Below are 12,672 nucleotides of genomic sequence, written 5' to 3'. Positions count from 1 at the left end.
GTTGCACAAAACCGCTTGCTCCCACATACGGCCCCTACGCTGCGCTTCGGGGTCCCCTCGCTCCGGCGGCTTGCGGGCCCGCGCGGCCTACGACTTGCTGCGCAAGTCTACATCTCGCGCCTCCGGCTACGCCGGAGGGTGCTGCGCACCTGGCCCTCCAGCCACCTCCACTCGGCCTCCTGAGGTCGCGGGTAGATCAAAAGCAAGATCAAAAGCCGGAGCAACGGCAGGCGAATCGCTGCGCTCTCGCTTTTCCCTTTACCTATCGTTTTGTGTTGTTGCGGATCGCGCGATCTGTCTTTCGAAGATAACGCCAGTGGCGGCGCCGCCCCTAACTTTGCGACGTCAGGAGGCCGAGCGTAGGCGTCTGTAGGGCCAGGTGCGCAGCACCCTTCGGCGTAGCCGAAGGCGCGAGATGTAGACTTGCGCAGCAAGTCGTAGGCCGCGCGGGCCCGGAAGGCGCCGTAGCGAGGGGACCCGTAGCGCAGCGGAGGGCCGGATGCAGGAGCGAGCGGTTTTGCCTACTTTTTCCAAGAAAAAAGTAGGCCGCCGTAAAGGCGGAAGGGGCCAATAGCGCCGCTACACAAATTGGACCGTTCCCAATCTCAATGCCAAGCCAAACCCGCTACTGAAAACATGGATTCTGAATTTACACATCATTCATCTAAAAAGGTCTAATAAAACAGGAAATTAACCTTTACAGAAATCCTATTTCAGCATTATCTTCTGATCCAGGCCGCCACATCGGCCAACGTCGCTCGGACGGTTCCGGGCGCTTACGTCTCCAGAGGAAATCATGGCCAACCCAGGTTCGCCGCGCCGCTTTGCGCGCATCGATCGTCTCCCGCCTTACGTATTCAACATCACCGCCGAACTGAAGATGGCCGCCCGCCGCCGTGGCGAGGACATCATCGATCTGAGCATGGGCAACCCCGACGGCGCCACGCCGCCGCACATCGTCGAAAAGCTCGTGCAGGTCGCCCAGCGTGACGACACCCATGGTTATTCCACCTCGCGCGGTATCCCGCGTCTGCGCCGTGCGATCTCCAACTGGTACAAGGAGCGCTATGACGTCGCTATCGACCCGGAAAGCGAAGCCATCGTCACCATCGGTTCGAAAGAGGGCCTGGCGCACCTGATGCTCGGCACTCTGGACCATGGCGACACCGTGCTGGTACCCAACCCGAGCTACCCCATCCACATCTATGGCGCGGTGATCGCCGGCGCCCAGGTGCGCTCGGTGCCCCTGGTGCCAGGCGTGGATTTCTTCAACGAACTGGAGCGGGCGATCCGCGAGTCGATTCCCAAGCCGAAGATGATGATCCTGGGCTTCCCCTCCAACCCTACCGCCCAATGCGTGGAGCTGGATTTCTTCGAGCGCGTGGTGGCCCTGGCCAAGCAGTACGATGTACTGGTGGTGCACGACCTGGCCTACGCCGACATCGTCTATGACGGCTGGAAAGCGCCTTCGATCATGCAGGTGCCCGGCGCCAAGGACATCGCGGTGGAGTTCTTCACCCTGTCCAAGAGCTACAACATGGCCGGCTGGCGTATCGGCTTCATGGTCGGCAACCCCGAACTGGTGAGCGCCCTGGCGCGGATCAAGAGCTACCACGACTACGGCACCTTCACACCGTTGCAGGTCGCGGCCATCGCCGCCCTGGAAGGTGACCAGCAATGCGTGCGCGACATCGCCGAGCAGTATCGTCAGCGCCGCAACCTGCTGGTCAAAGGCCTGCATGAGCTGGGCTGGATGGTCGAGAACCCCAAGGCGTCGATGTACGTGTGGGCCAAGATTCCCGAGCAGTACGCCCACTTGGGATCGCTGGAGTTTTCCAAGAAGCTGCTGGCCGAGGCCAAGGTCTGCGTGTCGCCGGGCATCGGTTTCGGTGACTATGGCGACGACCATGTGCGCTTCGCCCTGATCGAGAACCAGGACCGTATCCGCCAGGCTATCCGCGGTATCCGGCAGATGTTCCGGGCCGATGGCCTGAGCCGCAAGTAACCCGGTTCGCGGGGGCCGCCGGCCGGCCCCTTCGCCGCCAGATAGGCGGCGATGTTTTTTTGCATGACCCCTCTTCTCAGCCGACCTCGGTTGGATTACAAATGGCGCCGCGGGCCAGCCCCGATAACAACAACCTTCCCTCCGTGCCATCATGTCCGAATACAACCCTTGCCTTGACTGCGGCGCCTGCTGCGGGTTTTTCCGTGTGTCCTTCTTTTGGGGCGAATGCCAGTCTGCCGGGGGCCTCGTGCCAGATGACCTGGTGGTGCAGATCAACCCTACCCGTGTCGCCATGATCGGCACCGACGCCAAGCCTTGTCGCTGCATCAGCCTGCAGGGCGAGATCGGCAAGGAGGTGGCGTGCACCATATACGCCAACCGCTCCAGTCCGTGCCGCGAGTTCGAGGCGTCCTGGGAGGGCGGGGTGCACAATCCAAGCTGCGATGACGCCCGGGCAGCCTACGGCCTGCCACCGCTGACCCCGCCCGGGGCCAACGAGCCGCATTGGCCGGATGACGGGGCGGAGGTGGCCTGACCAGGCCAACCGCCGGCGTGCCGGGATTGGGTGCTAGAACCCGGCACATGACGTTAAGATGTCATCTCCCCAGCCATGGACAGGAGATCCGGCGTGACCCCACCCCGCAGTTTCCCCAGTGACCTCTGCCTCGACAGCCCACGCCTGCAATTGCGGCCCATGCGTCATGCCGATGCCGCGCAGTGGCTGGCGATCATGGCCGACCCCGAGGTCATGCGTTACTGGCACCATGCGCCCTGGAAGGACTTGGCCGAGGCCCAGAGCGCCCTGGCCGCCGACCGCCAGGCTTACGCCAACGGCGAGCAGCTCAAGCTCGGCATGTACCGTCGCGACAATGGCGAGCTGATCGGCATGGTTCAGTTGTTCAACATCGATGACGTTTCCCGGCGTGGCGAAATCGGCTACTGCCTGGCCAGCGCGGTGCAGGGTAGGGGTTACATGGATGAGGCGCTGACCTGCTTCATCGACTACCTCGCTCATACCCTGCACATGCGCCGCCTGGAGGGCGAGATCGATCCGCGCAACCATGGCTCGGCACGCACCCTGGAACGGCAGGGCTTCGTCCTCGAAGGCACATTGCGGGCGCGCTGGTGCGTCGCTGGCGAGCTGTCCGATTCAGGCATCTACGGACTATTGCTCGAACCGCCTGTCGCCTGAGGATGTCGTACTGTATGGTCGACCTTTTCACGGCCTGTCGCGGAGCAATCGTTTGCCAGCTTTCTACATCGCCATCAGCCTAGCCTTGTACCTGCTCAGCCTGGCGTTCGACGGTGCGCTGATGGGGGGTGGGCGGCACATGCCCGCCTTGCAGATGCTGCTGTACGGGCCTTGGGGCGTGCCCTTTGGGCTGTGGCAGTGGTTTGCCAACCCCATGCTGGCTCTGGCGATCCTGTCCCATCGACGCTTTCGGCGGTTGGCCCTGGTGTTTGGGCTGGGGGCCTTGTACCTGGCCGCCAGCAGCCTGGGCATCGAGCGCCTGCCCGACAACCAGAGCTACGAATTCCATGACGTCACCGGCTTCGGCCTCGGTTTCCAGCTGTGGTTGTTGGCGATGTTGGTGTTCTGCGCCGGCCAGGCCTGGCAATGCTGGAAGGCACGCCGCGCCGACGAGGTGCCGGGCTGGCACTGGCTCGACGTGGTGTTGATCGCCTCCCTGGCGGTCACGCTGTATGCCGCCACGCAGATGCCGTCATTACGCTTCGAGCCGGGCAAGGTGCTGATGCCGCCGGAGCAACCGCAGACACTCTGAGCACTCATGAGGAGGGAGACTCGATGGACAGACGACATCTGATTGGCCTTGCGCTGGCCTGCCTGGCACCGCTGGCTCTGGCCGAGGACAACTCATCGACCTACACCGCGTGCATGGACAAGGCTTCCAGCACCGTTGCCATGGGCAGTTGCATCAAAGCCGAGACCGCGCTGCAAGATGAGCGGCTGAACCGCGTGTACAAGCAACTGATGGCCAAGCTCGAGCCCGGGCCGAAGAAAAGCCTGCGGGCTGTGCAACGGCAGTGGGTGGCCTATCGCGACGGCAACTGCGCCTTTCATGTCCAGGCCAGCGGCGGGACCCTGGCACAGTTGGAGGGCGGCATGTGCGTGCTGGACATGACGCGTGAGCGCGGCGCGGAGCTCGAGCGCGTGTTGAGCCCAGGGCAGTGACGATGGCTGTGCGTGCCCTATCGCCGGCTAGCCGGCGATAGGCTGCGAGGCCGCCCTGCTAGTTCGACCGCGGCGCGCGCAAGGCGCGCGCCTTCAGGTACTCGCGGACCTCGACGCCATCTCCGGCGAACTCGATGCGCTCAGCCTTGGCCTGGCGCTGGTAGGCGTACATCGGGTCGTAGTATTCCTTGAGCAAGCCTTCGATCCAGCCCCGGTGCAAGTCCACCGCACCGCTGCGCTGCTGCTCGTCCAAGGCCTGACCAAGGATCTCGGACAGTCGCTGGAAGCGCTCGCCGCCCAGGCGTTTATGGATGTTGTTCATGCTCTGCAGCATGCGCTCGGCGAACAGTCGGCGGCCGTCTTCCTCGCCGTGCACATCGACGAATTCGGCACAGAGGTTGATCACGTAGTCGCGCAGGATGCGCTCGACGCGGTTCTCGAAGCTGTCTTCCAACCATACCAGCGGGTATTGCTGCATGCCCTGGTAAAGCTCCAGCGGCACCGAGCAACTGCCGACGATGCGCCCTTCGTCTTCGAGCACGAACTGCTCGATGCCGCGGGCGCGTTTCTTCAGCACGTCGATGGCCAGCTTGTTCTCGAAATCGATCTGCGCCGGTTGCGCGGTGGCGCGCTTGCCGAAGCTCGAGCCGCGGTGGTTGGCGTGGCCTTCGAGGTCCAGCACGTTATTCAACTGGTGCAGCACATCGGTCTTGCCGGTGCCGGTCAGGCCACCGACCAGGACGAAATCGCATTGCTCCACGGCCTGCTGGGTGGTTTCCAGCAGGAAGGTACGCAGCGCCTTGTAGCCGCCCTTGATGCGTGGGTAATCGATGCCGGCTTCATCACGCAGCCACTGTTGCACGATCAGCGAACGCAGGCCGCCGCGGAAGCAATACAGGTAGCCGTTGGGGTTGGCCTTGGCGAAGCTGGCCCAGGCATGCAGGCGCTCACGCTTGGTGGCGCCGCTGACCAATTGGTGGCCGAGGGTGATGGCGGCCGCCTGGCCCTGCTGCTTGTAGCAGGTGCCGACCTTCTGCCGTTCCTGATCCGTCATCAGCGGCAGGTTGACGACGCCGGGGAAGGCGCCCTTGGCGAATTCGATCGGGGCACGCATGTCCATCATCGGCGCGTCGTCGAGGAACAACTGGCGGAAATCGGTGCAGTCAGGGCGCATCAGTTCACCTCGACTGCGTGGCTCTGTCGCTCGACCAACTGGCCGATCGGCGAGAGTTGCAGACCCAGCTCAGCGGCCACGGCAAGAAACTCGGCTTCGCCTTCCGGCGTCACGGCCACCAGCAGACCGCCACTGGTCTGTGGGTCGCACAGCAGATGCTTCTGTTCATCGCTCAAGGCGCCGAGCTTGTGCCCGTAGCTGTCGAAGTTACGCAGGGTGCCGCCAGGGATGCAGCCTTCGGCCAGGTAGTGGTCGACGCTCGGCAGCCGGGGGACCGCGGCGTAGTCGAGCACTGCGGTCAGGGCGCTGCCCTCGGCCAGTTCGACCAGGTGGCCGAGCAGGCCGAAACCCGTCACGTCGGTCATCGCCTTGACCCCGTCGAGCTTGCCGAAGCGGCTGCCGGGGGTGTTGAGGGTGCACATCCAGTCACGGGCCAGGCCCTGGTCCTGGTCACGCAGCTTGGCCTTCTTCTCGGCAGTGGTGAGGATGCCGATGCCCAGCGGCTTGGTCAGATACAGGCGGCAGCCGGCAGTGGCCGTATCGTTGCGCTTGAGGTGACGCTTGCTGACCACGCCGGTGACGGCCAGGCCGAAGATGGGTTCGGGCGCATCGATCGAGTGGCCACCCGCCAGCGGGATGCCGGCCTCGGCGCACACGGCACGACCGCCTCTGATCACTTCGCGGGCGACCTCAGGCGGCAGCAGGTTGACCGGCCAGCCAAGGATGGCGATGGCCATCAACGGATCGCCACCCATGGCGTAGATGTCGCTGATGGCATTGGTGGCGGCGATGCGGCCGAAATCGTAAGGATCATCGACGATCGGCATGAAGAAGTCGGTGGTCGAGACCACTCCACGTTCATCGTCCAGGGCGTAGACGGCAGCGTCGTCACGCGAGGCGTTGCCGACCCACAGTTTCGGGTCGAGGGCTTGGGCGCCGCTCTCGGCGAGGATCACGTCCAGTACCTTGGGGGAAATCTTGCAGCCACAGCCGGCACCGTGGCTGTACTGGGTCAGGCGAATCGGCTCGCTCATACGCACCTCAGGGGGGTAAATGATTGCGCGATTGTAGCAAAGCTGGCCTTTGTGCCCGTGGCTCTTATAATTCCCCACGTCGGCGCGTTGCCGGCACTTTCCCCGCTATTGAACCGGAGAACCTCCATGCTCAAACGCCCTCTGGCGCTCGCCGCCGGCCTCGTGCTGTCCTGCTGTGCCGTTGTCGCCCAGGCTGCCGACACCCTGCGTGTCAGTGCCATCCCTGACGAAGCGCCGACTGAGCTGCTGCGCAAGTTCAAGCCGCTGGGCGAGTACCTGTCCAAGCAATTGGGCATGGACGTGAAGTTCGTTCCGGTGGCCGACTACCCGGCGGTGGTCGAGTCGCTGGCGAGCAATCGCCTGGACATGGCATGGCTGGGCGGCTTCACCTTCGTCCAGGTACACCTGAAGGATCCTACCGCTACGCCGTTGGTCCAGCGTGAGCAAGACGCGCAGTTCACCTCCAAGTTCATCACCGCCAACCCGGACGTGAAGAGCCTGGCCGACCTCAAGGGCAAGTCGTTCGCCTTCGGCTCGATTTCCTCGACCTCCGGCAGCCTCATGCCGCGCTACTTCATGCTCAAGGAAAACGACATCAGACCGGAAACCTATTTCAGTCGCGTTGCCTATTCCGGGGCGCACGATGCCACCGCGGCCTGGGTCCAGGCCGGCAAGGTCGACGGTGGCGTGCTCAACGCCAGCGTGTGGCAGAAGCTGGTCGATGCCGGCAAGGTCGACACCAGCAAGGTCAAGGTGTTCGCTACCACGCCAACCTACTACGACTACAACTGGACCGTGCGCGGCAACATGGATCCGGCGCTGAAGGAAAAGATCAAGAAAGCCTTCCTCGACCTCGACCCGGCCAACCCGGAGCAGAAGGCGATCCTCGACCTGCAGGCTGCCAGTCGCTTCATCGAGACCAAGCCGGAGAACTACCTGGGCACCGAGCAGGCGGCACGTGAGGCTGGCCTGCTCAAGTGACTATCCAGGTACAAGGCGCCGGCCTGCGCCACGGCCAGGTCCGCGCGCTCGAGGGTGTGAGCCTGCGAGTCGAGCAGGGCGAGCGGGTAGCGATCATCGGTCCGTCGGGGGCCGGCAAATCGAGCTTGCTGCACCTGATGGCCACTGCCGTGCAGCCCAGCAGTGGGCGCCTGGAGCTGTTCGGTGAGCAGCCCTGGGGTATTTCGTCCGGTGCCCGGCAACGCCTGCGCGCCCGTGTGGGCCTGGTGCACCAGGCGCCACCGTTGCCTGCCCGTCAGCGCGTGGTGACGGCGGTGCTGGCGGGGCGCCTGGGGCAGTGGAGCATGGCCCGTGGGTTGCTCAACCTGGTGTATCCCACCGACGTGCCCGGCGTACGCCAGGTGTTGGCCGAACTGGGCCTGGCCGACAAGCTGTTCGTACAATGCGGGCAGTTGTCCGGCGGTCAACTGCAGCGGGTCGGCATCGCCCGAGCGCTTTACCAGCGCCCCGAGATCTTGCTGACCGACGAGCCGGTCTCGGCCATGGACCCGGTGCTGGCCGACCACAGTCTGGCGTTGCTCAACCGCCACGCCCAAGCCAATGGTGTAACGCTGGTGGCCAGCCTGCATGCGGTGGACCTGGCCCTGGCCCACTTTCCTCGGGTCATCGGCATCCGTGAAGGCCGGGTGGCATTCGACTGCCCGGCCGAGGCGGTGACCGAGGCCTTGCTCGATGCGCTGTATGCCAACGAGCAGTTGGCCTCGCCGCCAGTCCAAGGGCCGACCCTGACCGTGCAGATTCCGCGATGCTGAAAGCCGACGCCCGTGATCCGGCGGCGCTGCCTCGTCTGCTGTTGACCCTGCTGGCCTTGGCCCTGTTGTGGCCTGGGTTACGTTTGAGCGAATTGAACCCTGGGGTGTTGCTGCAGGCAGAAAACCGTCAGCAGATCGCCAGTTTCACTGCCGCTTTCTGGCCGCCGGCGCACAATGCCGAGTTCCTCGAGCTGTTGTACCAGTCAACCCTGCAGACCTTGGCCGTGGCGACCGCCGGCATGGCGCTGGCGCTGTTGCTGGCGATTCCCACCAGTCTGTTGGCCAGCCGTGCGCTGTCGTTGCGCGCTGCCTCTCGCGGTGGCCGTGCCGGACCGTGGTCACGCTTGCTGCGCCTGCCGGTACGGTGCCTGCTGATCTTCCTGCGCAGCGTGCCCGAGATCGTCTGGGCGCTGTTGTTCGTACGTGCGGTGGGGCTGGGGCCAACTGCCGGGGTGTTGGCCATCGCCATCACCTACAGCGGCATGCTGGGCAAGGTGTACGCCGAGATCTTCGAGTCGGTCGACCAGCGTCCGGCGCATGCCTTGCTGCAGGCCGGCAGCGGCCGCTTGGCGGCATTCTTCTATGGCATTCTGCCCAGCGCTGCAGCCGAGGTGGTGTCATACACGGTCTATCGCTGGGAGTGCGCGGTGCGGGCCTCGGTGGTGATGGGCTTCGTCGGCGCAGGTGGCCTGGGGCAGCAGATCGATCTGTCGATGCGCATGTTCGCCGGTGGCGAGGTGGCGAGCATGCTCCTGGCCTTTCTCGGTCTGGTGTTGCTGGCCGATCTGCTCAGCCGCTTGCTGCGCGGGAGGTTGGCATGAAGCGCGTGATCGACCTGATGCTGATCGTGGGGATCCTCGCTGCGGTGGTGGCTTCGTTCGGCTACCTCGAACTGGATCTGCAGGCCCTGGTCGGCAATGGCGGGCTGGCGCAGATGGGCGAGTATGCTGGCCGCTTCCTGCATCCTGACGTGTCTGCCGAGCACCTGCGTGCAGTGTGCCGGGGTGCCCTGGAAACCCTGGCCATGTCTGGGCTCGGTACCTTGCTGGCGATGGCGTTGGGCATGCTCCTGGCACTGCCGGCGGCCGGACGCTTCGGTTGGCCGATGCAGTCGGCTGCACGGCTGTTGCTCAACGCCTTGCGCGCCATTCCCGAGCTGGTCTGGGCAGCACTGACGGTACTGGCCGCGGGACTTGGCCCGAATGCCGGAACCTTGGCCCTGGCGCTGCACACGGCCGGGGTCCTGGGGCGTCTGTTCGCCGAGGCCCTGGAGAATGCACCCGCCGAGCCTGCGGCAGCCATTCGCCTGCAGGGCGGCGGGCAGGTCACGGCATTCTGTTTCGGCACTTTGCCCAATCTCTGGCCGCAGTTGCTGGCATACAGCCTGTACCGCTGGGAGAACAACATCCGCATGGCCAGCGTACTGGGGTTCGTCGGCGCAGGAGGTTTGGGCCAGATGCTCTACACCACCCTGAGCCTGTTCCAGGAAGCCCAGGCCAGCACGGTGATCATCGCCATGCTGGTACTGGTATTGCTGGTGGACGCCTTCAGCGATCTGTTGCGCCAGCGCTATGTGAGGGCCTGAGGAGGGCCCTCGTGCGCCAGTTCGCCGCATTGCGCTTCGCGCTGCATCGATTCCAGATTGCGCTCGATGGTTTCGCAGATGGCGTCCATCTGGATCTGGTGTTCACTGAAGCGAAACGGGCTCTGCAGGTCGGTGCCGATTCGCTCGATCGCCAGCAACATGAAACCGACGACAGTCGAGGCCAACGGCGTGAACCAGCCGAGCGACTCGACCAGCCCCACCGGCACGATCAGGCAGAACAGCGTGATGAACAAGCGGGGGAAGTACACATAGGGGTAGGGCAGCGGCGTATTGGCGATTCGCTCCATCCCACCCTGGGCGTTGGACAGGTCGACCAGGGTGGACTCCAAGCGCGCCAGGCGAATGCTGTCCAGACGACCGGCCTGGTACTCTCGCGCCAGCAAGGTGGCGGAACCGCCAAGAATGTCGTTGGCGAAGTTGTTCGACTTGTTGCGACGCTCGAACTCTGCCGGGGAAATGAATGCCATCAGTTCGTCGGGGCAGCTTTCGCCCTTCAGGTGCGCTGCCAGGCAGTTCACATAGGCGATGTGACGGCGCAGCAAGGTGGCTTTGACCGGATTGAGGCCGCGCTCAGGGTCGTCGATCAACGTCAGTGTCTGCCGGGCGAAACTGCGCGAACTATTCACCAATGCGCCCCACAATGTGCGCGCTTCCCACCAGCGGTTGTAGGCACTGCTGTTGCGAAAACTCACCAGCACCACCAGCGCCGAGCCGAGCAAGGTCAGCGGGATCAGCGGCAAGGTGAACTCACTATTGAAGAACAGCATGAAGTCGATGGTGACCAGTACGTCCCACAGCAGCAACCAGAACAAGGACCAACCGATGTAACCGAAGGTCTTCAGCATCAGGCGATATTTGCGGATGATGATGTCTTTCACACGAGTTGCCTCGAAATGCGTGGTATCGAGCATCCGACGCCGTGGGTGGGTGAAGGTTCGCGGGAGGGGGGAGGGCAGCATTTCGTCTCTTCGATCTGGAGGTGAGATACCAGTGATGTCAGAATGCCTTCAGCGCCGAACCGATGGGCACTTTTGTGCCCGCCAACCTGTCCGGTGAACGTCAAAGGACAGCTTCCTCGATGAACGACCTTACCGGCAAGGGCCTTTCTTTCGCCAAACGCATGTATGTGCCCCGTGCCATTGGAACGGGCCTGGGTTTTTTCTGCGTGCTGATCGGCATCGCCCCTCTGGCGCCGGAGTGGTGGATCTGGGGCTTGTTGCTGGGTCATGGTTTCGTCTGGCCGCATCTGGCCTATCAGATCGCGCGTCGCTCGCGCCATCCCTTTCGCGCTGAGCAGCGCAACCTGATCTTCGATGGTTTTGCCGGTGGTTGCTGGGCTGGGGTAATGGGCCTGAACCCGTTGCCGAGTGTGATCATCCTGTCGATGATCGCCATGGACAAGATTGCCGCCGGTGGTTGGCACATGCTAGTCAAGACCTTGGTGGCCCAAGCGCTGGGTATCGGCCTCGGGTTATGGCTGTATGGTCCGCCGTTGTTTCCGCAGACCAGCCAGGCGCAGATGCTCGCCTGTCTGCCGATCTTGCTGATCTATCCCATGGCCATCGGCATGATCTGCTATCAGGTCACCGTGCAACTGGCCCAGCACAAGCGTGCGCTGGCGCGGCTGAGCGAGACCGACAGCCTCACCGGCCTGCGCAACCACGGCGCCTGGCAAGGCCTGTTGATCCGGGAGTTTCAGCGTTGTCAGGCCGGGGCCGCCAGAAGCCACCTGGCGTTGATCGACGTCGATCACTTCAAGCGGATCAACGACCAGCATGGCCACTTGGTCGGCGATGACATCCTGCGCATCATCAGCGCCAAGCTGTCGCTGCACCTGCGCAAGCGCGACCCGGCTGCGCGCTACGGTGGGGATGAGTTCTGCGTATTGCTGGCAGAGACCACCGCCGAGCAGGCAGTCGAGATCCTCGAGCGCCTGCGCCAGGCCATCGAGGCGTATCACGACCCGGCGCTGCCGCAGTTATCGCTGAGTCTGAGCATCGGACTGGCCCCTTACAATGATCGGCTCAGCAACGCAGACGCCTGGCTGCACGCGGCCGACATGGCCCTGTATGCGGCCAAGCGTGCCGGGCGTAATCGCATCATGCTGGCCGACGATGCCGCGCGGGCCGAGCATCCAGCCTGAGCCTCAGCGCTTGCTCGCCACTGTTACGAAGCCTTGGATCGCAGCGGGCGCCCGTGGCTTGGCCTTGTTCGCCTGCAAGTACTGGAAGCGCCGCCATTCCTTGTCGATTTCGGCATACGACATGAACACACTGATGCGCTCCTTGCCCGCCAGATCGGGACGTTTCTGCGCATCGATCTCGCGGGTAGGAATGAAGGCGACGTTGATGCCCACGACCTTGCCGTCGTCGGCGAACACCGGGCCGCCGGACATGCCCTTGACCATCGGGCCGTCATGCACCGAATAGAAGACGCTGCCCGGAGTACCTTGCAGCCGAACCAGCGAGGCCAGGGCGTGGCCTTTGCCTTGCACCGGCATCATCAGGCTGTTGAAACCCACTGCCGTGACCTGTTCGCCCGGGACGTACTGGCGCCAGCCGGGCACCGTGCGTGCCTTGTGCTTGAAGAACACCAGGTCGCCCAGGCCTTCGTGCACAACGCCCCGGAGGAAGGGTGTGTGCTTGGCGGTGACGGCGTACTCATCATTCCACTGGATGGCCGTGGCCATCAGCAGCATCGGCAGCGGAGGTCCTGAGGTGACCACGAAAGCCTGGTCGTAGACAGGGTCGGAAAGGTAGGTGGTAGGCAGTCCGTTGCACCCACTGAGCAGCATCATTGCGGCCAGGCAGGGCAGTGTAGGTTTCATGTTGGTGGCGACGACTGTAGGTTGGAGATAGCACTATCGTATGCTGCCAATATGACATCA

Annotated in this window: 14 protein-coding genes; 10 read left to right on the top strand and 4 right to left on the bottom strand. The window is 63.8% G+C overall.

Annotation, left to right across the window (positions count from 1 at the left end; translation table 11 throughout):
* Positions 1-796 precede the first annotated feature (796 nt).
* The 5 genes from alaC to E2H86_RS08325 all read left to right on the top strand — a co-directional run bounded on the left by alaC (position 797) and on the right by E2H86_RS08325 (position 4,199).
* Positions 797-2,005: an alanine transaminase gene (gene alaC, locus E2H86_RS08345; RefSeq protein ID WP_133326571.1), complete on the top strand. Its 1,209-nt coding sequence runs from the start codon at positions 797-799 to the stop codon at positions 2,003-2,005.
* 151 nt (positions 2,006-2,156) lie between these two features.
* Positions 2,157-2,540, top strand: a complete 384-nt coding sequence (locus E2H86_RS08340; RefSeq protein WP_133326569.1) for a YkgJ family cysteine cluster protein — start codon at positions 2,157-2,159, stop codon at positions 2,538-2,540.
* 93 nt (positions 2,541-2,633) lie between these two features.
* Positions 2,634-3,197, top strand: coding sequence for a GNAT family N-acetyltransferase (locus E2H86_RS08335; protein ID WP_133326567.1), 564 nt, complete (start codon positions 2,634-2,636; stop codon positions 3,195-3,197).
* 52 nt (positions 3,198-3,249) lie between these two features.
* A complete protein-coding gene (locus E2H86_RS08330; protein ID WP_133326565.1) occupies positions 3,250-3,789 on the top strand; it encodes a hypothetical protein in 540 nt (179 codons plus the stop codon).
* Positions 3,790-3,812: 23 nt separating this feature from the next.
* On the top strand, positions 3,813-4,199 hold the full coding sequence (locus E2H86_RS08325; protein WP_133326563.1) for a lysozyme inhibitor LprI family protein: 387 nt from the start codon (positions 3,813-3,815) through the stop codon (positions 4,197-4,199).
* Positions 4,200-4,257: 58 nt separating this feature from the next.
* Here E2H86_RS08325 and mnmH read toward each other — a convergent pair whose 3' ends face one another.
* Both mnmH and selD read right to left on the bottom strand, forming a co-directional pair.
* Positions 4,258-5,373: a tRNA 2-selenouridine(34) synthase MnmH gene (gene mnmH / locus E2H86_RS08320; protein WP_133326561.1), complete on the bottom strand. Its 1,116-nt coding sequence runs from the start codon at positions 5,371-5,373 to the stop codon at positions 4,258-4,260.
* A complete protein-coding gene (gene selD / locus E2H86_RS08315) occupies positions 5,373-6,407 on the bottom strand; it encodes a selenide, water dikinase SelD (protein WP_133326559.1) in 1,035 nt (344 codons plus the stop codon). Before selD ends, mnmH begins: the two co-directional genes overlap by 1 nt.
* Positions 6,408-6,533: 126 nt before the next feature.
* On the opposite strand from selD, the gene E2H86_RS08310 reads away from it, so the two are divergent.
* The 4 genes from E2H86_RS08310 to phnE are packed head-to-tail and all read left to right on the top strand — an operon-like array spanning position 6,534 to position 9,764.
* Positions 6,534-7,388, top strand: coding sequence for a putative selenate ABC transporter substrate-binding protein (locus E2H86_RS08310; RefSeq protein ID WP_133326557.1), 855 nt, complete (start codon positions 6,534-6,536; stop codon positions 7,386-7,388).
* Positions 7,385-8,179 (top strand): phosphonate ABC transporter ATP-binding protein, encoded by a 795-nt coding sequence (locus E2H86_RS08305; RefSeq protein WP_133326555.1) that lies wholly within the window; start codon positions 7,385-7,387, stop codon positions 8,177-8,179. The genes E2H86_RS08310 and E2H86_RS08305 overlap by 4 nt, the downstream gene beginning before the upstream one ends.
* Positions 8,173-9,000: a PhnE/PtxC family ABC transporter permease gene (locus tag E2H86_RS08300; protein WP_133326553.1), complete on the top strand. Its 828-nt coding sequence runs from the start codon at positions 8,173-8,175 to the stop codon at positions 8,998-9,000. The genes E2H86_RS08305 and E2H86_RS08300 overlap by 7 nt, the downstream gene beginning before the upstream one ends.
* On the top strand, positions 8,997-9,764 hold the full coding sequence (gene phnE / locus E2H86_RS08295) for a phosphonate ABC transporter, permease protein PhnE (protein WP_133326551.1): 768 nt from the start codon (positions 8,997-8,999) through the stop codon (positions 9,762-9,764). The genes E2H86_RS08300 and phnE overlap by 4 nt, the downstream gene beginning before the upstream one ends.
* Here the strand turns inward: phnE and E2H86_RS08290 are convergent.
* Positions 9,749-10,663, bottom strand: a complete 915-nt coding sequence (locus tag E2H86_RS08290; protein ID WP_133326595.1) for a bestrophin family protein — start codon at positions 10,661-10,663, stop codon at positions 9,749-9,751. The genes phnE and E2H86_RS08290 overlap by 16 nt on opposite strands.
* Positions 10,664-10,863: 200 nt before the next feature.
* Between E2H86_RS08290 and E2H86_RS08285 the strand changes: the two genes are divergently transcribed.
* A complete protein-coding gene (locus tag E2H86_RS08285; RefSeq protein ID WP_133326549.1) occupies positions 10,864-11,928 on the top strand; it encodes a diguanylate cyclase in 1,065 nt (354 codons plus the stop codon).
* 3 nt (positions 11,929-11,931) lie between these two features.
* Here the strand turns inward: E2H86_RS08285 and E2H86_RS08280 are convergent, their stop codons facing one another.
* Positions 11,932-12,579: a trypsin-like peptidase domain-containing protein gene (locus tag E2H86_RS08280; RefSeq protein WP_133326593.1), complete on the bottom strand. Its 648-nt coding sequence runs from the start codon at positions 12,577-12,579 to the stop codon at positions 11,932-11,934.
* Positions 12,580-12,672 lie beyond the last annotated feature (93 nt).

This window comes from Pseudomonas putida, from assembly GCF_004357765.1.
Classification (GTDB): Bacteria; Pseudomonadota; Gammaproteobacteria; order Pseudomonadales; family Pseudomonadaceae; genus Aquipseudomonas; species Aquipseudomonas putida_U.
Note: the sequence above shows the minus strand (reverse complement) of the source record. Positions and strands in the feature narration are given on the sequence as shown.